Source organism: Parapedobacter sp. 2B3 (assembly GCF_041925275.1).
In the GTDB taxonomy this organism is placed as follows: domain Bacteria; phylum Bacteroidota; class Bacteroidia; order Sphingobacteriales; family Sphingobacteriaceae; genus Parapedobacter; species Parapedobacter pyrenivorans_A.
Genome location: NZ_JBHEUZ010000002.1, coordinates 341,772 through 365,114 on the forward strand (window position 1 = coordinate 341,772; position 23,343 = coordinate 365,114).

The 23,343-nt window shown below is 53.8% G+C and carries 13 protein-coding genes; all 13 read left to right on the top strand.

All coding sequences use genetic code 11. The features are described 5' to 3' along the window. Nucleotides 1-8 precede the first annotated feature (8 nt). The 13 genes from ACEVG1_RS03710 to ACEVG1_RS03770 all read left to right on the top strand — a co-directional run bounded on the left by ACEVG1_RS03710 (nucleotide 9) and on the right by ACEVG1_RS03770 (nucleotide 23,143). Nucleotides 9-1,685 carry a RagB/SusD family nutrient uptake outer membrane protein gene (locus tag ACEVG1_RS03710; protein ID WP_374742215.1) on the top strand — a complete coding sequence of 559 codons (1,677 nt, stop codon included), beginning with the start codon at nucleotides 9-11 and terminating at the stop codon, nucleotides 1,683-1,685. 31 nt (nucleotides 1,686-1,716) lie between these two features. Next, complete coding sequence (locus ACEVG1_RS03715; protein WP_374742216.1) at nucleotides 1,717-4,170, top strand: family 43 glycosylhydrolase; 2,454 nt, start codon at nucleotides 1,717-1,719, stop codon at nucleotides 4,168-4,170. Nucleotides 4,171-4,186: 16 nt separating this feature from the next. Further along, the gene (locus tag ACEVG1_RS03720) at nucleotides 4,187-4,315 is read left to right on the top strand and encodes a hypothetical protein (RefSeq protein WP_374742217.1); all 129 of its coding nucleotides are present in this window, start codon (nucleotides 4,187-4,189) and stop codon (nucleotides 4,313-4,315) included. Nucleotides 4,316-4,319: 4 nt separating this feature from the next. Continuing rightward, a complete protein-coding gene (locus tag ACEVG1_RS03725; protein WP_374742218.1) occupies nucleotides 4,320-5,132 on the top strand; it encodes a DUF1080 domain-containing protein in 813 nt (270 codons plus the stop codon). Nucleotides 5,133-5,233: 101 nt separating this feature from the next. Then, nucleotides 5,234-7,930, top strand: a complete 2,697-nt coding sequence (locus ACEVG1_RS03730; RefSeq protein WP_374742219.1) for a c-type cytochrome — start codon at nucleotides 5,234-5,236, stop codon at nucleotides 7,928-7,930. 175 nt (nucleotides 7,931-8,105) lie between these two features. Beyond that, the gene (locus ACEVG1_RS03735) at nucleotides 8,106-9,413 is read left to right on the top strand and encodes a glycoside hydrolase family 71/99-like protein (RefSeq protein WP_374742220.1); all 1,308 of its coding nucleotides are present in this window, start codon (nucleotides 8,106-8,108) and stop codon (nucleotides 9,411-9,413) included. A 28-nt stretch (nucleotides 9,414-9,441) separates the two neighbouring features. Then, complete coding sequence (locus tag ACEVG1_RS03740; RefSeq protein WP_374742221.1) at nucleotides 9,442-11,934, top strand: glycoside hydrolase N-terminal domain-containing protein; 2,493 nt, start codon at nucleotides 9,442-9,444, stop codon at nucleotides 11,932-11,934. A 14-nt stretch (nucleotides 11,935-11,948) separates the two neighbouring features. Continuing rightward, nucleotides 11,949-12,689 carry a ThuA domain-containing protein gene (locus tag ACEVG1_RS03745; protein WP_374742222.1) on the top strand — a complete coding sequence of 247 codons (741 nt, stop codon included), beginning with the start codon at nucleotides 11,949-11,951 and terminating at the stop codon, nucleotides 12,687-12,689. A 48-nt stretch (nucleotides 12,690-12,737) separates the two neighbouring features. Next, nucleotides 12,738-14,948, top strand: coding sequence for a c-type cytochrome (locus ACEVG1_RS03750; protein ID WP_374742223.1), 2,211 nt, complete (start codon nucleotides 12,738-12,740; stop codon nucleotides 14,946-14,948). 213 nt (nucleotides 14,949-15,161) lie between these two features. Next, complete coding sequence (locus ACEVG1_RS03755) at nucleotides 15,162-17,663, top strand: galactose oxidase (protein WP_374742224.1); 2,502 nt, start codon at nucleotides 15,162-15,164, stop codon at nucleotides 17,661-17,663. Nucleotides 17,664-18,006: 343 nt separating this feature from the next. Next, the gene (locus ACEVG1_RS03760; RefSeq protein WP_374742225.1) at nucleotides 18,007-20,268 is read left to right on the top strand and encodes a PQQ-binding-like beta-propeller repeat protein; all 2,262 of its coding nucleotides are present in this window, start codon (nucleotides 18,007-18,009) and stop codon (nucleotides 20,266-20,268) included. Then, nucleotides 20,268-21,182: a sugar phosphate isomerase/epimerase family protein gene (locus ACEVG1_RS03765; protein ID WP_374742226.1), complete on the top strand. Its 915-nt coding sequence runs from the start codon at nucleotides 20,268-20,270 to the stop codon at nucleotides 21,180-21,182. The genes ACEVG1_RS03760 and ACEVG1_RS03765 overlap by 1 nt, the downstream gene beginning before the upstream one ends. 14 nt (nucleotides 21,183-21,196) lie before the next feature. After that, nucleotides 21,197-23,143 (top strand): FG-GAP-like repeat-containing protein, encoded by a 1,947-nt coding sequence (locus tag ACEVG1_RS03770; protein WP_374742227.1) that lies wholly within the window; start codon nucleotides 21,197-21,199, stop codon nucleotides 23,141-23,143. Nucleotides 23,144-23,343 lie beyond the last annotated feature (200 nt).

Genomic DNA, 23,343 nt, shown 5'->3' on the forward strand with positions numbered 1-23,343 from the left:
CGATGACCATGAAGAAAATAATGATAGGGCTTGTGGCAGCATTCCTGCTGACCGCTTGCGAAAAGAATTTCCTTGACAGAAGGCTTGATACCAACTACACGGTAGACCAAGTATTCAATTCAGCCGGCACGATGCGCGATTTCGGGTTGGGCATTTATACATATCTGCCGGCCGGCTTTGATCGCATCGATGGCGCGTTGCTCGCATCCGCCTCGGACGAAGCGGTACATGCGTGGCCGGGATCGGCCGTGCACCGGTTGGTAAATGGCAGCTGGAGTGCATTCAGCAATCCGGACGACCAATGGGCGGCCAACTATGCCGGCGTCCGTAAAGCAACCTTGTTTTTGGATCGATCGACCGATTACCGCCAGATTGTTTACCGCGATACCATTACCGAAAGCGGCAAAAATGCGTATGTAAATGATGTAAACGATATCGGCTGGCTGCGTGCCGAGGCGGTGGCATTGCGTGCATATTTCTATTTCGAACTGATTAAACGTTACGGTGGTGTGCCCATCATCCAGGAAGTGCTTGATGCCGACACGCCCCCCATGCTGCCCCGCAATTCGTACGACGAATGTGTGGCGTTCATCGTTTCACAGATTGATGAGGCCTTGCCGGCGCTCCGCGACTCGTGGCGTGGATTCCAGTCCGACCGTTTCTTGGGGCGAATTACCCAAGGTGCCGCCATGGCACTCAAAGCGCGGGTCTTGCTGTATGCGGCGAGCCCATTGAACAACCCAGCAGGCGATGAGGCAAAATGGCTTGCGGCTGCACAGGCTGCCCACGAGGTGATTGCACTCAATCGGTATAGCCTCGCTGACAATTACCGCGACTTATTCAGGGCGGTAGACAATGGCGAATTTATCTTGGAGCGCCGTTATAGTGCTGCCAACAACCTGGAACGGTCCAGTTACCCGGTGGGCTTCGAGGGTGCGCGCGGTGGCACGAACCCGTCGCAAAACCTCGTGGATGCGTATGAGACGATCAATGGGTTGCCCATTGACGAGGACCCCGATTACGATGCCCAGCAGCCTTACGACAACCGGGATCCACGCCTGCAGATGAGTATCATCGTGAACAACTCAGCATATAAAGGACGTACTGTGGAACTGTGGGATGGCGGGCTGGATGGACCGGGGAAGCCGCGCGCTACAGAAACCGGCTACTACCTGAAGAAGTTTGTGGATGAAGGCCTTGATCTGTTGCAGAATCGTACCAGCACACATAATTGGATTTATTTCCGGTACGCGGAGATACTCCTGAACTATGCCGAAGCTATGAACGAAGCTTACGGACCGGATGCTGTGCCTGCCGGATTCACCCTATCTGCCCGGGAGGCGTTGAATAGGGTAAGGCAACGGCCGGGCGTCGACATGCCGCCGGTGACCGATGCAGCCGCAGCCGAATTCCGGAATCGCGTGCAAAATGAGCGCCGTGTGGAGTTGGCCTTTGAAGAGCACCGGTTTTGGGATGTACGCCGCTGGCAGATTGCTGAACAGGCGTTGGGGCAGCCCATCCGAGGCGTAGCGATTTCACGAGCAGGCGATGGTACCATGACTTATACCTACCCGGTGCAAGCGGTGCAAAGCCGGGTGTTTGAGAACAAGATGTACCTTTACCCGGTACCGCGGGCTGAAGTGGAGAAATCGAATGGCGGCCTTACACAAAATGAGGGGTGGTAACATGCACCGTAGAAAGATAGAGAAATTCATAATGATGAAGCGAATCGTATATGTATTAATGACTTGCTGTCTGATAGGGCAGGGGGCCTATGCCGACACGTACTATGTAGATGCGCGTGATGGGGACGACCGGTCCTCCGGTCGGGATTCTACCGCCGCATGGCGGAGCCTCGACCGCGTGAACCAAGAAACGTTCCAGCCCGGCGACACCCTGCTGTTCCGTGCCGGCCGCATTTATGAAGGCCAGCTCAAACCCCAAGGTTCCGGCTCGGAAGCACAGCCCATCGTAGTTGCTAATTTCGGTGAGGGGTACAAGCCCCGGCTGCAGGCACATGGACGGTTCCTTGCTACCGTGCACCTCTATAACGTATCGGGGTGGGAGCTTTCGGGCCTCGACATCTCCAACTACGGCCCCGAACGGGAGGCCGGCCGGGCAGGGGTGATTGTCGAAATCCGGGATTTCGGCGTAGCGAAAGCGATTAGGCTCCACGAGTTGGACATCCACGACGTGAACGGCAGCTTGGTGAAGAAAGAAGGCGGCGGTGCGGGCATTATCATTAAGAATGGCGGCCGCGAAACCCCTTCGTGGTATGAAGGGCTTACCATCGAACACAATACCGTGAAGCGGACCCACCGCAACGGTATCCTCATCAATGGTTATTGGAGCCGCGACAACTGGCACCCTAGCCGCAACGTCGTCATCCGCCATAACCTGCTGGAAGGGGTGCCGGGCGATGGTATTGTACCCATTGGCTGCGATTCGGCGCTGATTGAATGGAACGTGATGCGCGACTGCCCCCGGCTGTTGCCCGATGGCGAAGCGGCCGCAGGGATATGGCCGTGGAGCTGTGACAATACGGTTATCCAGTTCAACGAGGTGAGCGATCACAAAGCGCCGTGGGATGCGCAAGGGTTTGATTCCGACTGGAATTGCCGCAACACGATCATCCAGTACAACTACAGCCACGACAACGAGGGCGGTTTTTTATTGGTGTGTGATGACGGCAGCGCAAGCGCGCGGTCGAGCGTGGGCAACACAGGTACCATCGTACGATACAACGTAAGCGTGAATGACGGCGGCCGCATAACCGGGAAACACGCCGGTTTTTCGCCCGTGATACACCTGCCGGGACCCACTTCCAATACGAAAATATACAACAACGTATTGTTTGTATCGGCCCACCGGCACCCCGATGCCGACAGCACATTGATCGCTTTCGATAATTGGCACGGTTACCCCGACAGTACGCTGATTGCCAATAACATTTTTTATACACTATCGCCCGTGGACTACGAGGACGCGAAAGCCACCCATATTTTTTATAGCCACAACCTGTACTACGGTGAGCATATCGACCGGCCCGCCGACCCGGCAGCGGTATTGGACAATCCGCTGTTCGTTACGCTGGAAAACGTGGGCCACCCCGGAATGGAGGCGCTCAAAGGGTTGTTGTTGAAGGGTGATTCGCCCGCTAAGGGGAAAGGCCTACCATTGGTAGACACTACAGTGAATGATTTGTTCGGTCAGCCTGTACTGCCCGGCCAGTCGCCCGATATCGGGGTGGCCAACAACTTGAGTCGGACGGTGTTTGCGCCCGGCCAGCTTTGGCCAGACGATCGGGGCGAGCACATCAATGCCCACGGCGGGGCGATCGTGCATCACGATGGCGTATACTATTGGTATGGCGAAAAGCGCGGCGGCAGACAGTCGCAGGGCGTGAACGTGTATAGCTCTACCGATCTCTACCACTGGCGCTACGAGGCGCTGGCCCTTTCGCCTGTGGACGATTCCAACAGCGATATCACGTGGGGCTGCATCATGGAGCGGCCCAAGGTAATCTACAACGAGCAGACCAAGCAATTCGTCATGTGGTTCCACCTGGAACTGCGCGGCCAAGGCTACGCTGCGGCGCGTGCGGCTGTGGCGGTGAGCGACTCGCCTACGGGGCCGTTCCGTTTCGTGGATAGTTTCCGGCCGAATGGGAACATGTCACGCGATATGGGCTTGTTCGTAGACGACGACGGCAGCGCGTACCACATCTACGCTTCCGACGACAATTTTGACCTGCGTATTTCGCGGTTAACCGACGACTACCTGAAGCCGACCACGAAAGATAGCCTCCTTTTCCGCGAGCACCGCGAAGCACCGGCGCTATTCAAATATAAGGGAAAGTATTACCTCTTCACCAGTGCGTGCACCGGTTGGCAGCCCAACCAGGCGCGGCTGTATGTGGCCGATAACCTGTTCGGACCGTGGACGTCGCTCGGCGACCCGATGCGAGGGCCGGAGTCTGAAATTACCTTCGATGCGCAATCGACATTTGTGCTGCCCGTGGTGGGTAAAAAAGATGCATTTATTTTTATGGCCGACCGCTGGAAGCCAGGCAATCTCAAAGATAGTCGCTATATTTGGCTGCCCGTCCGCCTCGACGAGGACGTCCCTTACGTGCAATGGGAGGATGCGTGGAGCCTTGATGACTTATGATAATTGCTGATTGCTTATGAAGGAAATATGGCTACTGGGTGCGTGGATGGCATGCACATTCGTGTGGGGTTTTGCTCAGCCCCGCGAGCTGAAGCTGCGAACGGATGTGCCGCTGGACTCCAACGCTAAAGGTAATTACAGATAAAGTCATGAGGTATCCTACCCTGATTATATTGATCTGCATAGGTTTCCTTACACAGGCCTGTCACGGGTTTAAGTCACAAAAAAATGATGACGGGTGGATAGAACTGTTTAATGGAAAAGACCTGGAAGACTGGTTTGTGAAAATAAACGGTCATGAAGTTGGCGTGAATTATGGAGAGACCTTCCGCGTAGATAGTGGTATTATAAAGGTAAGTTATGACCAATACGGCGACTTTAACGAGCAGTTTGGTCACCTCTATTATAAAAAGCCGTTTTCCCACTACCATTTGGTTGTCGAATATCGTTTTGTGGGAGAACTGCACAAAGGAGCACCAAGCTACACGTTGCGCAATAGTGGGGTGATGTTCCACTCCCAAGATCCCCGCAAAATGCTTAAGCATCAAGATTGGCCAATATCTATCGAGATGCAGTTTCTTGGAGGATTGAGCGACGGGAAAGAAAGACCCACGGGAAATATGTGCTCACCCGGCACACATGTCGTCTACAACGGAAAACTGTCTGATGCGCATTGTATCAATTCAACGTCCAAAACATACGATGGCGATCAATGGGTCACGGCGGAACTTATCGTGCTTGGAGATTCTTTAATCAAACATGTGATCAATGGGGACACGGTGTTGCAATATTCAAAACCCCAGATCGGCGGGCCCGTGGTCAACGGTTACGATCCAGCAGAAAAAATCGACGGCACACTACTCAACGAGGGGTTTATTGCATTGCAAAGTGAGGGGCAGCCAGTACAATTTAGAACAGTAAAATTATTCGATCTTAGTCAGAAGACGCAATCAGGCCGGTAGGTTTGATTGCGTTCGGTAGTTATTGCATACGCTCCAATAACCCATTATGCTAGATAATACACTTATATTTGGCGAGCGTTTACAAAAGATTAAAAAAATTAATGAAGAAATTTACCAATACACTGCCAACGTACCTAGCTAAGCCATTCCAATGGAGTGCCTGCATGTCCGTAGCCATCGTAGCCTTTTGGAGCTGTACCGACTACACACGTAATTGTAATCTGGCAACCACCTACCAATACTCGGCGATGACCGACTCTTTGGCGGCAGGCCTGAAATGGCCGGAAGACCTCGATATCCGCGTATTTGCGGATGCGGCGTTGGTGCCCAGCCCGGCATGCATGGCCGTATCGGCACTGGGCGACGTGTACGTGGGTGTAGACAAGATGGGATCCCTCGGCAAGGACATGGGCTATGGCGCCATCGTGAAACTGATCGACTGCAACGGCGACGGTATCCTCGATACGCATACCGAGTTTGCCAAGGTGGATAACCCCCGCGGCATCCTCGCCATGGGCAATAAGGTATATGTGCTGCATACGCGGTTTTCGCCCGAAACGGAAAAGGCCGAGAATATGGACCTGATTGTTTTCGAAGATAACGACAACGACGGCGTGGCCGATAGCGCCGCGCAACTGCTGATTACCAACCTGAGCAACCCCACTTACCTTGCCGAGCGGGGTACCGACCACGCCACCAACGGCATCCAGTTGGGTATCGATGGCTGGATATACATCGCTGTGGGCGACTTCGGCTTCCACAACGCCACCGACCGCGATGGCACCCAACTGACCATGCTCGGTGGTGGTATACTGCGCGTGCGGCCCGACGGCACCGAGATGGAAGTGTATACGCATGGGCTGCGCAACATCTATGACGTGGCCATCGACCCGTTGATGAACACGTTCACCCGCGACAACACCAACGACGGCGGGGGCTGGAACATCCGGTTCTCCCACCAGCTGCAATCGGGCGAATATGGCTACCCGCTGCTTTTCAAGCACTATACGGAGGAAATCATCCCCGCGCTGGTGGATGTGGGCGGCGGTTCGGGAACGGGCTCACTGTTCTTGAACGACCACCGTTGGCCTGCTACTTACAACAACACGCCGCTGATGGCCGACTGGGGCCGGAGTTACCTGTATAGGCACCCGGTCACGGCAGACGGTCCCACCTTTACGCAGGCCGAGGAACCGTTCATCCAACTGCCCCAGATTACCGATATTGATGTCGACGGCTCAGGGATTATGTACCTATCGGCATGGGACGGCGCCGGGTATTCGGGCAGCCCCGATATCGGTTATGTGGTCCGCGTGGTGCCCGAAGGGTGGGAATACCAGCCGTTTGCCGACGTGACCCAGCTATCGGACCGCAAACTCATCGCCCTGTTGGAGTCGGCCGATGCCAAAGCGCGGCAGGCAGCGCAGTTTGAATTGCTGAGCCGGGACCCGGACGACCGGGTGGCTTCCTCCGTGTGGAAGCTGGTTGGAAAGGGATCGCTGGACAAACCGCAGCGGGTAGCCGCATTGTACACCTACGCACAGCTGGCGGGTAAGGCGGGCATTGAAAGGCTGGTGGAAGCTACGCAGGATGCCGATCTGCAGGAGTTTGCCCTGCGTGCCCTGGCCGACCGCAAAGGGCTAGCCGGCGCGGTGCCGGCGGAACCGTTCCTCACGGCGCTGCAATCGGATAACCCGCGGGTACGGGCGGCGGCCACCATCGGTGTGGGCCGGCTGGGCATACGGAAGGCTATCGGCCAACTGCTCGATACCGACGTGCCGGCCTCGTTCAAATCACCGGCACTCGGCACCGAAGGCCCGCACGCCACCCCCAATGCGGAAATCATCATCCCCCACCTTTCAGTGAGGGCATTGGTGGCACTGGATGCAGTGGCCGAATGCATCGATGCGTTGGGTACCGGACAGACCGATATGGCGTTGTGGGCCATGCGTTATTTCCACGATGACCGCGTGGTGGATGCACTGATTGGCGCTTACGGCCATTCGGACGACACTGCCTACCGCGAAAAGATCATCAACACGCTGGCGCGCATCTACCACCGCGAGCCGGCATACGACACGTCCTGGTGGTGGGGCACACGCCCCGATACGCACGGCCCCTACTATAAAACGGAAGAATGGACGTCGACCCCGGCGATCCGCGGTTTCCTGATGGCACAGTGGGAAGCAGCCAGCAAGGCGGATAGGGCTTCCTATGCCGCCCTCAATACCAAGTACCGGCTCGGCATCGACCGCTTCGGTACCATCGACCTGGAGGCCGCGCGGGAAGCGGCCGCGAAAGTGGACCTCGAAGCTATCAAGAACAAAAAGGGCCAGGTGGGCGAGTCTTCCATCGAGGACGTGCTGCTGGCGCTGCAGCAAATAGAGGGCGACCCCGAAGCGGGTGCCGCGCTCTTCGTGAAACAGGGTTGCATTGCCTGCCACACCGTGGATGCAAGTGGACCGATGAAAGGGCCCTTCATGGGACAGATCGGTTCGATCATGAACCGCGAGAAAATCGCGGAATCGATCCTCAAACCGAATGCATCCATTTCGCAGGGCTTCGCCACGGTGCAGATCGAACTGAAGAGCGGCGAAATGTATGTAGGCTTCGTCACCGCCGAATCGGCCGAGAAAGTCACCATCAATAACATTGCGGGTATCGCCACGGAAATCAAAACGGCAGACATCAAAGACCGAAAGGAACTGGAGATGTCGATGATGCCCGAGGGCCTGGCCAACGCACTGAGCTACGAAGAGCTGGCTTCGCTGGTGGCATACCTAGAGAGGCAGAAGTAAGCCCCTTGCCTGGCCGGCAATGGCGGTGCCAACGAGGGGGAAGGCATGTCCATGGGTGAAGGTTAATACGCAAAAAAAAATCAATCAAATTAAAATGAGATTGGCGTATTAATCCTTTGTTAAGTTTTTTTTAATGGTAGCGCCTATTTTAGCGAACTTAATTGTAAACACAATAATGATGTTCCTAAAATTGAAAGCCTCTTTTTTTGCCGGTTTGTTTGGTTTCAGTGTACTGGCCCTGAATGCGCAGACCAAACATAGCAGCCAAACCGAATATGCCTCGTATAACGGGCTCGTTATGGCCGGATACCAAGGTTGGTTCCGGGCAGCTGGCGATGGGTCGGGCGCCAAAAACTACAGTTACGGCAACGAAGAACGAACAGGCATCGACATGTGGCCGGATGTTGCCGAGTACGAGAAGACGTACGAAACCCCCTTCAAGCTCCCCGACGGGAAACCGGCCCTCTTTTTCAGTTCGTATGATAAAAGTACGGTAGACCTCCATTTCAAGTGGATGCAGGAATATGGGGTGGATGGGGTGTTCATGCAGCGGTTTTTCAGCAATGCGCGCCCCGAAAACCGGAACAACGCCGCGGCAACCATCTTGAAAAATGCGTTTGAAGCGGCATCCACCTATGACCGCGCGATAGCCGTGATGTATGACCTGTCGGGATTGAGAGCGAAGGGAGAGGATTGCTCGGCCCTGATTGAGGATTGGAAGTACTTGGTGGACGAGTTGAAGGTAACCAACCAGACCGGGAAGAAGACCTACCTGCACCATAACGGGAAGCCCGTGGTAGCCATCTGGGGTGTCGGTTTCCCCGATAGGCCTTACAACATCCGGGATATCGGATTGGAACGCTTGATCGATTTCTTGAAAAATGATCCGGTATACGGGGGATGCACGGTCATGCTGGGTATCCCTACGGCCTTCCGCCAGCTCAATGCGGATTGCGTGAACGATCCTTACCTGCACGAGCTGATCAAGATGGCAGACATCGCGTTGCCGTGGACCGTGCAGCGTTACAGTCCGTTGCTGCATAACGACATGGATCGGTTACGCGACAATACGTTGGAAGATATCAAATGGTGCAAGGAAAACGGCGTTGAATATGTGCCTTGTGTTTACCCCGGTTTCAGCTGGCATAACCTAAGTCGGTACGAGTTTCCGGACGACATCAAGCCCGTGGGCTCTATCCCGCGTATGGGCGGCAAGTTCTACTGGCAGCAGATTGCCACCGTGCTGCGGTCGGGCGCATCCATGCTGTATGTGGCCATGTTTGACGAGGTGAACGAAGCGACGGCTATTTTCAAGACCACCGATACCCCGCCGACTAGCCCGTCTACTTCTTTTGTGGGCATGGAAGGGGTCCCTTCCGATCATTACCTCTGGCTCACCGGCGAAGCGGGTCGCGTACTGCGCAAAGAAAAGCCCCTGTCGCTGCAGCTCCCCGAGCGGAGCTCCGGAAAAGGGAATGAATAAGATGATGCCGACATAACGAAATAACCAAATGATGATGACAAAGCTAACGACGACCGCGCTCACTTTATTGCTGTTTGCCCACTTCTTCGCTTTCGCCCAAACCGACGCGACGCAGTCCGTTCCGGCGGCCAGCGCACGTACGGGAGAGATCCGTGCCGAATGGTTGGATCGGGCACATTTTTCAAGCGGGGGTACCCGGCCCGCGGGGAAGGATATCCTATGGTATAAACAATCGGCCCGCGTGTGGGAAGAAGCGTTGCCGATCGGCAACGGCCGATTGGGAGCCATGGTATTCGGCGGGGCTGCCGATGAGCGGATTCAGCTCAATGAAAGTTCGCTTTGGGACGGCTATGCGCTGGATCCCAACAATCCCGAATCGCTAAAAACTTTGCCTGAGGTCCGTAGGCTTCTTTTTGAGAATAAAAATAACGAAGCCGTGCGGCTCGCGGAGCAGACGATGATGGGACGCCCACGTGGCGTGAAGCCTTACCAATCGCTGGGCGAACTTTGGTTCGATACCCCCCATCTTGCGGTAACGGATTATACACGAAGCCTCGACCTGGCTACGGGTATCGTTACCGTAAGGTACCGTCATGAAGGCGTTTGGTACACCCGCGAAACCTTCGCTTCCGTGGATTATGATGTCCTTGTGATGCGCCTTACCGCCGATAGGGGCGGGAAGATCTCCGGTGCGTTTTCGTTGCGGCGCCAGCAGGATGCCGTGGCAATGCCCCACCCCACGGATGCCCGGTCGTTGCTGTTGAAGGGGCGGTTGCCGATCAAGGATGCCGACGGGAAGGCCCGTGGTATCCGGTTTGCCGCACAGCTAAAGGCGGTCACAGCGGGCGGCCATATCGCCTTTCGCGATAATGTGATGGCTGTGACCGATGCCGATACGCTGACCTTATACATTGCCGGGGCGACCAACCACCCCGGATTGGCACATATTTCAGATATATACGACTTTTCGGGCGTTCCCGAAGATCGCTGCGCAGCGGTCCTTGCGAAGGCGATGCGCCCGTCGTATGAAACGGTGAGAACGGCCCAGATCGAGGAGCATCAACGATACTACGGCCGCACGGAGCTCAACCTGGCGGTTTCGGACGAAAAAGGAAAGCAGCTGGCCACAGACGAACTGTTGGAAGACGCCCGGAAAACGGGGCAGCTCCATCCATCACTGGTAGGAACGTACTTTCAATATGGCCGCTACCTGTTGATTGCCAGTTCGCGGCCCGGCACCATGCCCGCCAACCTGCAGGGATTGTGGGCCTGGCAGATGAACCCACCCTGGAATGCGGATTATCACACCAATATCAATCTGCAGATGAATTACTGGCCGGCGGAGATCACGAACCTTCCCGAAATGCACCTGCCCTTGTTTGACCTCGCGGAAGCCCTGGTAAAACCCGGTGAACGTACGGCCAGGGTACTTTACGGTGCCGATGGCTGGGTGGTGCACCACTTGACCGATGCCTGGGGATTTACGGCCCCTGCGGACGGGCCGCAGGGTATCTGGCCGATGGGGGCCGCCTGGTTGGCACAACACCCGTGGGAGCACTATTGCTACACGCTGGATACCGCTTTCCTGCGGCAACGCGCCTATCCATTGATGAAGGGGGCAGCAGCGTTTATCCTCGATTTTCTGGTGGAAGCGCCTGCGGGCACGCCCGTAGCGGGGAAATTGGTGACAAACCCCTCCTACTCGCCGGAAAACGCCTTTTTTCTGCCAAACGGCGAGCAATCGGTGTTTACCTACGGCGCAACCATGGACCTAGAGATCATCCATGACCTCTTGGCCAACTGCATTGCCGCTACGAGGATTTTGGGTGTCGACAAAGATTTCAGGGAAACCTGTTTGAAAACACTTTCCCGGTTGGCACCCATCCGGATCAGCGAAACGACCGGCCGGGTAATGGAATGGGTGGAAGATTACAAAGAAGTGGAGCCGCACCATCGGCATACTTCCCATTTGTTCGCACTCCACCCCGGCAACCAGATATCGGTAACGGGAACACCCGAACTTGCGGAAGCGGCCAAAAAGACCCTGATTGCCCGCGGAGATGACGGTACGGGCTGGGGGTTGGCCTGGAAGATCAATATGTGGAACCGTTTGCACGATGGCGACCATGCCTACAAACTGTTGGGGGTATTATTGCGGGAGAAGACATTGCCGAACTTGTTCGACAACCACCCGCCTTTCCAGATCGACGGGAATTTCGGTGCTACGGCCGCCATTGCGGAGATGCTGGTGCAAAGCCATGTGCCGCTGAAAGGGAATCGATTCGAAGTGCACTTGTTGCCTTCGCTGCCGACAGACCTGGCAACGGGATCGGTAAAAGGATTGCGCGCGCGGGGAGGTTTTACAATAGACCTTTCATGGGCGGATGGGACGTTGAGGGAAGCCCGCATTTTTTCGGAAAAAGGCGGGAAGCTGACACTGCGCCTCGGCAACCGGGCGGTGAATTTCAAAACCAAAAAAGGGGAAACATGGGTGTTGGATGGTCGGTTGAAACGTATGTAAGATAATTGATAGGTATGAGAAAGATAAAAATGAGGTGCCCATGGGTGATGCTTTGCATTATTGGGCAGGTGCTTTTTGCCGGCCATGCAGATGCCCAAACCGGCAAAATTCTGGTTTTCTGCAAAACCGCGGGCTTTCATCACAATTCCATCGAGCAAGGAATACACGCTATCCAGCAGTTGGGGTCAACGCATGGCGTCAGCGTAGACAGTACGGTGGATGCAGGCAAATTCACTGATGCCATGCTGAAGCAATACGATGCCGTGGTTTTTCTAAGCACAACCGGCGACGTACTGGACGATGCCCAGCAAGAGGCATTTGAGCGGTATATCCAAGCGGGTGGCGGGTTTGTGGGTGTCCATGCTGCAACGGATTGCGAGTATGACTGGCCGTGGTTCGGCAAGTTGGTAGGGGCCTACTTCGCCGGGCATCCGGCACCGCAGGAAGCGTTGCTGGAAGTGGTCAACCGGGATTTCCCGGCTACCGAACCGTTGCCAGCGCAGTGGCGGCGGAAGGATGAATGGTACAAATTCAGAAAGCGGCCCGAAGATGTGCACGTGCTGATCAATCTTGATGAAACAAGCTACGACCCCGGAGAGCAGGGGATGGGCAACCCCCATCCGATTTCCTGGTACCATGCATACGATGGTGGGAGGGCCTTTTACACCGGGCTCGGACATACGGAGGAATCCTTTTCCGAACCGCTTTTCCTGCAGCACCTATGGGGTGGCATCACCTACGCCATGGGACGCTAGGTGGCTGCAAGGGAATCAGATAAGCAGACAACTAAAATTAAACAGATAATGATAAGACAATATGTAATTGGTTTGGTGGGTGCACTTTCGGTTATGGGACTTGCCGTGTCATGCAATGGGCCGGTCAAGTCGCTCAAACGGGACGAAAACGGCAAAGTTATCGTCGATACGATGCCCTCACCCGCGTACCTGTCGCCGGCGGAAAGCATGGCGCAGATTTACTTGCAACCGGGATACCGGCTAGAATTGGTGGCAAGCGAGCCCATGATCCACGAGCCCGTGGCGATTGCGTGGGATGCCAATGGGCGGATGTTTGTTGCCGAGATGAACACCTACATGCAGGATGTGAACGGCACGGGTGAAATGCAACCGGTATGTTCGATCAAACGGCTGGAAGACACGGATGGGGACGGGAAGATGGACAAGGCCGTGGTCTTTATCGACAAGTTGGTACTGCCCCGGATGATTCTCCCGCTGGACGATCGGTTGTTGGTGGCCGAGACGTTCGACAACAGCATTTATAGCTACCGCGATAGCGACGGCGATGGCATAGCAGACGAGAAAGAAAAGGTTTTCGTCAATGACCGGCCGAATACCAACAACCTGGAACACCAACGGAGCGGCCTGGTATGGAATCTGGACAACCGGCTTTACCTGACCGTTGAAAATGTGCGGTACCGTTATGACCAGGGTAAGCTGGTGGCTGAAGAGCTGGAAGAAAGCCCGGGCGGACAGTGGGGGCTGGCCAACGACGATTATGGCCGGTTATTCTATTCTGCAGCAGGTGCTGAAATCCCGGCGTTGGGTTTTCAGCAAAACCCCTACTACGGCCGCCTCGATTTCAACGATCAGTACGACGACAAATTCAAGGCCGTATGGCCGGTGATTTCCACGCCCGACGTACAAGGTGGGCTGAACAGGCTCCGGCCGGACAGCACGTTGAACCATTTTACGGCATGCACCGGGCAATCGATTTTCCGGGGAACGTCATTGCCCGACGATATGGTTGGAGACCTGTTTATCTGCGAACCGGTCGGAAGGCTGATCAGGCGGGCCAAAATAACCAATACCGGAGGTAAGATCTCACTCACAAACGCATACGAGGAGGAAGAATTCATTGCGTCGTCCGATATGAATTTCAGACCCGTGAACACGCAGACCGGCCCCGACGGCAACCTCTACATCGTGGATATGTACCGCGGTATCATCCAGGAAAGCGAATGGACCAAAGAAGGAAGTTTCCTGCGGCCCAAAATCGTGGAACGCGGGCTGGACAAGAACATCGGCCGCGGCCGCATTTACCGACTGGTTTACGACGGGATGAAACCGGACACCACCCGTCCGAAAATGCTGGATGAAAAGCCGGCTCAGCTGGTCCAGTACCTGCAGTACCCGAACGGTTGGTGGCGGGACAATGCGCAGAAACTGCTGGTGCTGCGTGGCGATACCAGCGTGGGGGGCGATCTTCGGAAAATGGCCGTTTCGTCGCCAGGGCAATTGGCACGTATCCATGCCTTGTGGACATTGGACGGGCTGGGAATATTGGACCGGGCGACGCTTACCGCCGCTTTGGGCGATAGCGATGCCAACGTTCGCAGAAATGCTGTATGGGTAGCTGATGGGGCTGTTTGGAAAAACGACCAGGTGCTGTTCGATGCCCTGTATCAGCTGAAGGACGATCCGGATGCGGAAGTACGTTTCCAACTGGGACTCAACATGCGGTTTGATGGATCGGCACGGGCCAAAGGGCTGGTAGATGAGCTGTTGAGGGCGCATCCCGACGATATACTGGCTGTATCGCAGCAACGGTATGCAAACCGGTTGATGGAGCGGGCCAATGCGGAAAAAGAGGCCGCGTTGCTGGCCATCGAAGACCAGAAACGGGTGAAACGCGGAGCGACTATTTTTAAGGAATTTTGCGCATCGTGCCATGGCGCGGATGGCAAGGGGCTGAACATCGGTGGCGGCGCAGCGGCTGCGCCGGTACTGGCGGGCAATGCCACGGTGAACGGTGATCCGAACAAGTTGATAAAAATCCTGTTGCACGGCCTTACCGGACCCATTGACGGGAAAACCTATACAAACATGATGCCGCCGTTGGGTACCAACGACGATGAATACATCGCGGCGGTATTGAGCTATATCCGCAATGACCTGGGCAACAAGGCACCGGCTGTCCGGCCGGGCAGGGTGAAGCGCGTGCGAGAGCAGACAGCGGATAGAACGAAGCCTTGGACAAAGGAAGAGCTCGATGAGTAGCGGATGCCAGGTTAGATAGCGTTACCATGCCATGAGGCCATTGCATATTGGTTTAAATTACCTAATTTTGGGTGGCTAATGCGACATTCATCCACAGACCGAATGAATGGAGATTTGGTATATGGATGAATTTGGATGTGCTGCATTTATAAATCTATTGGTTAGGTGTTGAAATCGTGGACCTTTCATGTTTTTTGGTGTATCCTAGGATATATGGTGACGTCTCCCATACACCTGAGTGCACAGTATGGATTGGGTTTCGCGGGGCATGAAGCCGTTTTAGACCAACGGACGGGATTGGATGTAAGCAGCGGCAAGCAAATTTGTTTTGACGGTGAAGCCGAGTTGTCATTTGAGCTCTCCTTCATGCCGAACCGAACCGATTATTTCGGTTACGTGGTGCGCATCATCGCCAATGATAAGACCAATATCGATTTATTATACGATCGCCTGGACAATGTGGAAAAGCATTTTAAAATCGTACTGGGTGATAAGTTTTCCAATATTGCCTTTAACATCGATTCCAGTAAGCTTTTTAAGGAATGGGTGCGCATTGCGATCAAGTTGGATGCGAAGTCGGGCCTGCTGACGGTAACATGTGGCGACAATGTTTATACCGGGAAATTGGCCATCGGCACGCAAAGCTGTTTGAAGGTCCTTTTTGGGTATAACGACTACAAAACATTTAAGACCACCGATGTGCCGGCGATGAAGATACGGAATGTTCAGATCCGGAAAGGGAAACGCTTGGCGCACCATTGGCCGCTGGATGAAGAGGAAGGTAAGGAAATAGCCGACGTGGTCGGGCGGATGACCGCTTCGGCCATCAATCCGCAATGGATCAAGCGATCGCATTACGAATGGGGATTGCTCGCGGATGTCAAGATCAGCGGGAGGGCCAGCACGGCATTCGACCCCCGTGCAGAAAGCGTATTCATCGTGGGACGGGACTCCCTGATGCGTATCCATGTGCCCACGGGCGAACGCACTGTTTTCAAGTATCAATCGGGGCCGTTACTATTGATCAATGGGAGCCAGTCTTTTTTCGACACGTTGACCAATCGATTGCTGAACATATGCATCGACCAGCAAACGGTATCGGTCTTTGACTTTCAATCCCTGCGTTGGTCGGAAAACTTTACGTACCCGGGGGAGGGTACCAGCTACCTCCATTTTAACAAATTTCAGTCGCCGATTGATAGCGGCCTGTACTTTATCGGCGGGTACGGGCATTTTCTCTTCAAAAACGACATTCACCGGTATGGACCCAACGGGCAATGGGATTTGCTTACAACGGGTGGTGACCCGCTGACTCCCCGATACCTCGCCGCAGTGGGTGCTACCCCGGATGGGGCCTATATTTTGGGGGGATATGGGAGTGTTTCCGGCCAGCAAATGCTCAATCCAAAGCATATTTACGATTTGGTTTTCTTCGATGTCAAAAATAAAACGCTCGCAAAAATCTACGAGTTTGATGCGGGCGAAGAGGGGTTTGCATGGGCAAACTCATTGATTATAGACGAGAAAAGCAATCAATTTTATGGGCTGGTATTTCCGAAGAATAGATACCATTCGAATTTGCAATTGGTGGCGGGCTCGTTGACCAAGCCCGGTTTAACGGAGTTGGCGGCCCCTATCCCGTATTTTTTCTACGATATCCAATCATTTTCCGACCTGTTTTATTGTCCGGGCAGCAAGCGTTTTGGGGCCGCTACGTTATTGTATAGCGAGCAAGAGGAAACCACCGCAGTTAAGATGTATGCACTGTCTAGCCCGCCGCTTCCGTACGATGCCGTGGGTGGCCCCCCGGGGCGAACGCGGAAAACATGGAATTTACTTTATATCGGTTTGGGTGCCGTAGGGCTGCTGGGCGTATGGGTTCTTTTAAGGAAATGGAATTTAAAGAACAGGCGCGTCCCCGTTGGCACGCAATCGGCTACCGGGTATAAAGAAGATCGGCCACGTCATCCTGTTGTGCCCGAACAACAGCCAGATAAGCGCAGCATCTTTCTTTTTGGCGGGGATTTGCAGCTTTTTGACTCGGAGGGGGCAGATATGACGCGTAGTTTCACCCCGCTTATCAAAGAATTATTCTTGGTCATATTGCTCCATACGCTTCGGCGGGGGCGGGGCATCAGCTCGGAAAAACTGACCGAACAATTCTGGTTTGATAAATCTGCCGAGAGTGCCCGCAACAACCGATCGGTCAACATTGCCAAGATCAATGCCATATTAGAGCGGCTGGGGAGCGCGAAGATCTCCAAGGAAACCGGCTATTGGAAATTCCAGGCAGACGATGATAGCTACATCGACTATAAGAATTACCTGGCCATCGTGACCAACAAAGACATGTTGAACAAGGAGCGCATCCAAGAGCTGTCGGCCATTGTGCAACGGGGTGGGTTCCTTTCGGAAACGGATTACGAATGGCTCGACACCTTCAAGGGGGAAGTATCCATCCAGGTGATCAATACCTACATGCGCTTTGCAGAACATGTGAAGATTACGGAAGATCCGGAGTTTATGGTTGAGCTGGCCAATAATATCTTCTATTTTGATCCTGTCCACGAAGAAGCGATGACAATCAAATGCAAGGCATTGGCATATATGGGCAACCATTCATTGGCTACGCAAACCTTTGAGAACTTCTGCAACGAATACCGCCATATTTATGGGGAAGAATTTGGGAAAGACTACCGGACGATACTTTCATAGCCTTTTCGCTTAGTGCCTCATCTAATCTCTAGCTGAATCGGGGAAAGACATCGGTATGGCCTCGCTGTTCGCGGCGAGAGCCGAATTACCATCATCTCGTAATCCAATAGCATCGTTAACAATAAAGTTGCGTCGCCTGTGTTGTTTTATGTTGATTGATAACCAGTGCGTTACGTCTTTTTTTTGTCGTTCTGTTGAATGTTAATGGTTTGTTAATAGTTTATTATGGCTGTTCGATTAATCTTGACTGGAATTTTTGACGGCTCCCTTGGCTCCTCGATTTGGCGCCGTCGATTTAATAATGGAGCGTTTAGTTTTAACCAATTGTAACCGAATGGCAACCATGCATAGAACGGCAGTTTTTGGAATTTTATTTATCGCGTTGTGCGGGTCGTGTGGTCCGGAGGGGGGTACACGATACAAAGAATGGAGTGACTATGGCGGAGGACCCGACCAGTCCAAATATGTAGACCACACGCAGATTACCAGAGAGAATGTGGATCAATTGGAAGTTGCGTTCGTCTATCCGACGGGCGACCAAGTAAATTACCGCTTCAACCCGGTCATCGTTGATGGTGTGATGTATGTGCTGGCAAAAAACAATTCCCTCGTTGCGATCGATGCTGCCACGGGAGAGGAGCTTTGGATACATACCAACCTGCGGGGAATCATACAGAGAGGTGTCAATTTCTGGCAAAGCGAAGACAAGAAGGAGAAACGGCTATTGATTTGCTTGAACAATACGTTGCAGGCGATTGATGCGAATACCGGCAAATCGATCATGTCATTTGGCAACGGTGGGTATGTCGATCTCAAGCAGGGGTTGGGCCGGGATCCGGCAACCTTCGGTCGGGCTACATCTACCACCCCCGGTAAGGTCTTCGAAGACTTGATCATACTTGGATCGGCTCCCGGCGAAAATCTGTTCTCCGGACCGGGCCATCTGCGTGCCTACAATGTGATTACAGGTGAACTGGTATGGGTATTCCACACCATTCCGCATCCCGGTGAATATGGTTATGATACCTGGCCGGAAGAAGCCTATAAGTACGTAGGCGGCACCAACACATGGGGTGAAATTTCGGTAGATAAAGACCGGGGCATTGCTTATTTTCCGATTGGATCGCCGACGTATGACTATGACGGTGCGGATAGGCCCGGAAGCAATCTGTTTGGCAATTGCATCCTGGCGCTGGATGCGCGTACGGGCGAAAGGCTGTGGCATTTCCAGACGGTTCACCATGATATCTGGGACTATGACCTGACAGCGGCTCCCCAATTGATTACCGTTGACCACGACGGCGAAAAAATAGATGCGGTGGCGGTTGCCTCCAAACACGGATTTCTCTTTGTTTTTGACCGGGTAACGGGTGAGCCCCTGTGGCCCATCGAAGAGCGGCCGGTGCCAGCGAGTGACATGCCGAATGAACAGGCATGGCCCACACAGCCGTTTCCGACCGTGGTGCCGCCGTTCAACCGCCAGTTGGTTACCGCCGATGACATCAATCCGTATTTTCCGCCAGCCGATAAGGCAAAATGGACGGCACGGGTAACTGCCGCAAAGAAGGGACTTTTCCACCCGCTTTCAGACCAATACGAGGTGGTCACCAATCCCGGCGCGGTGGGCGGTGCAAACTTCGGCAATACGGCAGCGGATCCCCGAAATGGGATTGTCTACGTGCAGACCCAAGAACTGGTCAATTTTTACCGATTAAAAAAGAGGGAGGCGTCTCCACAACGATTCGGGGCAGGGCGAAATTCGGGCGACACACCCGAAGCGTTCGCACGGGGGAAGGCCCTGTATGCACAACATTGCCAAGCATGCCACGGCGAGAATCGGGCCGGCATAGACGGTTTGGGCACCACGTTGGTGAATTTAAGCATAAAAGTAAATGCCGCGGCCTTTAGCGGTATTGTGGCAGTAGGCAAAGGGCGGATGCCAGGCTTGCCCCACCTCACTGCCACGGAGGTTGCGGCCATCTACACCTACCTTACTCCCGAAGCACAGCGGGGGGGCGGAGGGCGCGGAAATAGGGACGATGATACAGTCGAACTCCCTGAGGGACCTGTGGTGGCATCGGGCGGTGTGCCCGTCGATCTCCCACCGTCCGGTGGACAACGGATGACAGACTACCCCGGCACATATACCGGCCCCCGGTCTGAATATGTCGAAACCAACAATTGGGGGCTCGGCGTGCCTAATTTACTGACGCCCCCTTGGTCGCTCATAGTCGCCTATGATCTGAATGAGGGAAAAATCAAATGGAAAATCCCGCTGGGAAATGACGACAGCATACCGGACAGTGAAAACCTGAGCATGCCCAATGGCTCGCAAGGCAAGGGGATGGTGGTCACTTCAACGGGCTTGCTGTTTTCCACGTGTTTGGATGGGCGGGTGTATGCCTACAATACGGATGATGGAAGCATGCTCTGGTCTACAGATTTGGGCAGGAACAATCCGGGCGGGCTTCCTGCCATGTATGAAGTGGGCGGCAGGCAATACCTGGTGGTCTGTTCGGTCGGTAGTTTGAAAGACAAATCGAAAGAAGAATCCGACGTACCCAAAGGGTATATCGTATATGCATTACCCAAAAAAGAGAAATAATGATGGATAGAAAAGCATTTATTTTCAGAACCGGAGGAATCGTCTTATCGGCATGGGTATCGCCTACGTTGGGTAAGATTGGATTACCTACGTCCAAGATGGATCGTATTGCCCTAGGTACATTGCTCTTCAGGTATCGGTTCCAACGTACGAAACCCAAGCAATGGGATACGATCAAAGACGAATTAACCTTATTGGATGTCCCCGAACACCATCGCGATAAATTCGGCATCCGCAAAATCGAATTCTGGAATGAACATTTCGAATCGCTGGAGCCGGATTACCTGGCTAGGTTGCGTGATAAGATCAGGTCGGCTAAGGCAGAGCTGCTGAATATACAGATTGACCGGATTTCCTATAACCTCGCCGCCACAGACGAGGCCGAACGGCGGCAGAGCATCACGGACGTGAAAAAATGGATGGATGCCGCGTCTTTTCTGGGGTCGAAGTGCGTGCGGATAAATCCGGGCTCGCCAAAGGGCGCCGTCGAAAAAAGCATCGAATCGCTCACGGAGTTGAATCGCTATGCGAAGCGTAAAAAACTGGCCATCATTACGGCCAACCATTTCGGGATAGAGATGGACGCGGATAAACATGTACAGATTGTCCGGGGATCGGGGGTGTATACCGAACCCGACTTCGGCAATTACATTCCCCAATACACGGAGGAAGTCATGATGGAGTCCCTCTCCAAGATACTGCCGTATGCCCGTGTGGTTTCTGCAAAAATGGTAGACTTCAATGATCTGATGGAGCATACCTCCTACGATTTCGATCGGTGTATCCAATTGGCCGAAAACGCGGGGTTCAAAGGCACCTATGTCATTGCACAGTGGAGCGGCAAATTCCAGGACATCGATTATGACAACGTGGCCAGGTGGGGAATCGAGCATGTAACGAACCATATCAAATAACAGGGGGACTGACGATGAAAAAAGCAATGATTATCCTGTTTACCCTAGCTTGTGCGGCGGGGTTTTCCTATGCACAGGAGGGGGAGACCCAAGGGCGGGGTCTCAGTTTCCAGCCCGATTACCTATTCGAAGGGTCTGGTATGGCCCGTTGGAGCAAATTCGGAACGGCCGATTGGCGTGCTGAGCGTGGCGAATGGATAGTCAAGTCGACCGATACAACGGCCAGCCTGCTATTATTGGATCAGTCCTTCCAGGATGTGACGTTCAACACACTGGTGAAGATGGAGGGAGATGGAGAAGCGGGCGTGTTGCTTCGGCTCGAAAAAACGGACGGCGGTTGGAAGGGTATCTTCGTCTCGTTGAAAAACGATGAATCGGCCGCATATGGATTGGTATTGGACAACAAAGGAAACGAACTGAATCGTACCCTATTGAGACGCGCAGGAGGGATGATGCGCGTGGCACCACCGCCCGATCCCAACGCTGCCCATTCATCCAATGGCAACCGTGAAGAAAGTTCGCGACAGCCAAACCGCAGCCGGGAGCATGCAGGTCCGGTATTGCCCATTCCCCGACCGGAGACGGCTTTCCAGGTAAATGGATGGAACCAGCTGGAATGTGTGTTGGATATGAATATCCTAAGGGGGTTCATCAACGACGGAATTGGCCCCGGCGGTGCGGCGGATGTGGAGTTTGGCGAATATGGCCCCATCGCATTATACGTAAGGGGCAAAGCGGAGGTACGTTACAAAGACTTCAAATACAAGGATCTCGCACTTCGGCATACACCTAAAGAAGCCACATCGGCCCGCTATGAAGTGCAGCAGCTAAGCGACATGTATTATTCGTTTAGCTCTGCGGCAGCAGATTTCAACAAGGACGGAATCATGGATGTCGTGGCCGGCCCCCATATTTATTATGGTCCGGATTATACTTCCTATCGCGAAATTTTTCAAGGGGTGACGTACAATCCCTCCCAGCAATTTTCCGAAGTGAATTGCCAGTACGCCTATGATTTCAATGGTGACGGCTGGCAGGATGTGTTTTCTGCGGCACCATTTGGCCGCTTGTACATCAATCCCAAAGGGGAGTCCCGGCGTTGGGAAATGCATGCTGTTATCCCCGGCAACATCAACTCGGAAGTGACCGTGTTTACGGATATTGATGGCGATGGCCGGCCTGAAATTGTATACGGAACCAGTGGCAACCGCGTGCTTAACTATGCAAAATTTGATCCGGCAGATCCTACCCGGCCTTGGAAGTCTTATCCGGTGTCTGATGCCGGATATTATACGGCGCATGGCGTTGGTGTCGGCGATATCAACGGCGACGGCCGGCCAGATATTACCAATCCCAATGGATGGTGGGAGCAGCCTGCGCAGCTCGATGCAAGTGCTCCTTGGGTATATCATCCCGTGGCTTTCGGGCGATATGGTCACCGCGGTGGCGGGATGGGCGGCAGTGTCATGGCGGTGTACGATGTGAACGGCGACGGATACAACGATGTCGTAACCAGTCTCAATGCACATGGCTTTGGTTTGGCGTGGTATGAACAACGGCGAGATGCATCGGGAACGATTGCGTTTACACGTCATATGATCATGGATGACTACTCGACCGAGAATGCCGGCGGGGTCACGTTTTCACAGTTGCATGGTACCACATTTGCGGACATCGATGGTGATGGCATCCCCGATTTCATCGCTGGGAAGCGGTATTGGTCGCACCTGGATACACACCTCGACCCCGACCCCAGCGGTGCGGCAGTATTGTATTGTTTCCGGACGGTCCGTGATGTCCATGCACCCGGTGGTGCACGCTTTGAACCGGAACTGGTGCACAACCGTTCGGGCGCCGGATCTGACTTGCTAGCCGTCGATTTGAATGGTGACGGCAAGCTGGAAATCGTTTCTTCTACAAATCGGGGTACATTTATTTTTTGGAATAAAACGACTGATTAACAATTGGTTGTGATGGTAAGTGCCGGGACGTTAATCTTGTTAATCTTTTGTTAATTATTTGTTATGGGAATGCCTGTATCCTTGGGAAAGCTTAAGAGGGGGCATAAGCGAACGGAGCAATTATAACTTTTTGATACCCGCTACGGTTCAGTTTCCGGTACCGCGGGAATACATTTAAAACCAATGATGATGAAAACAAC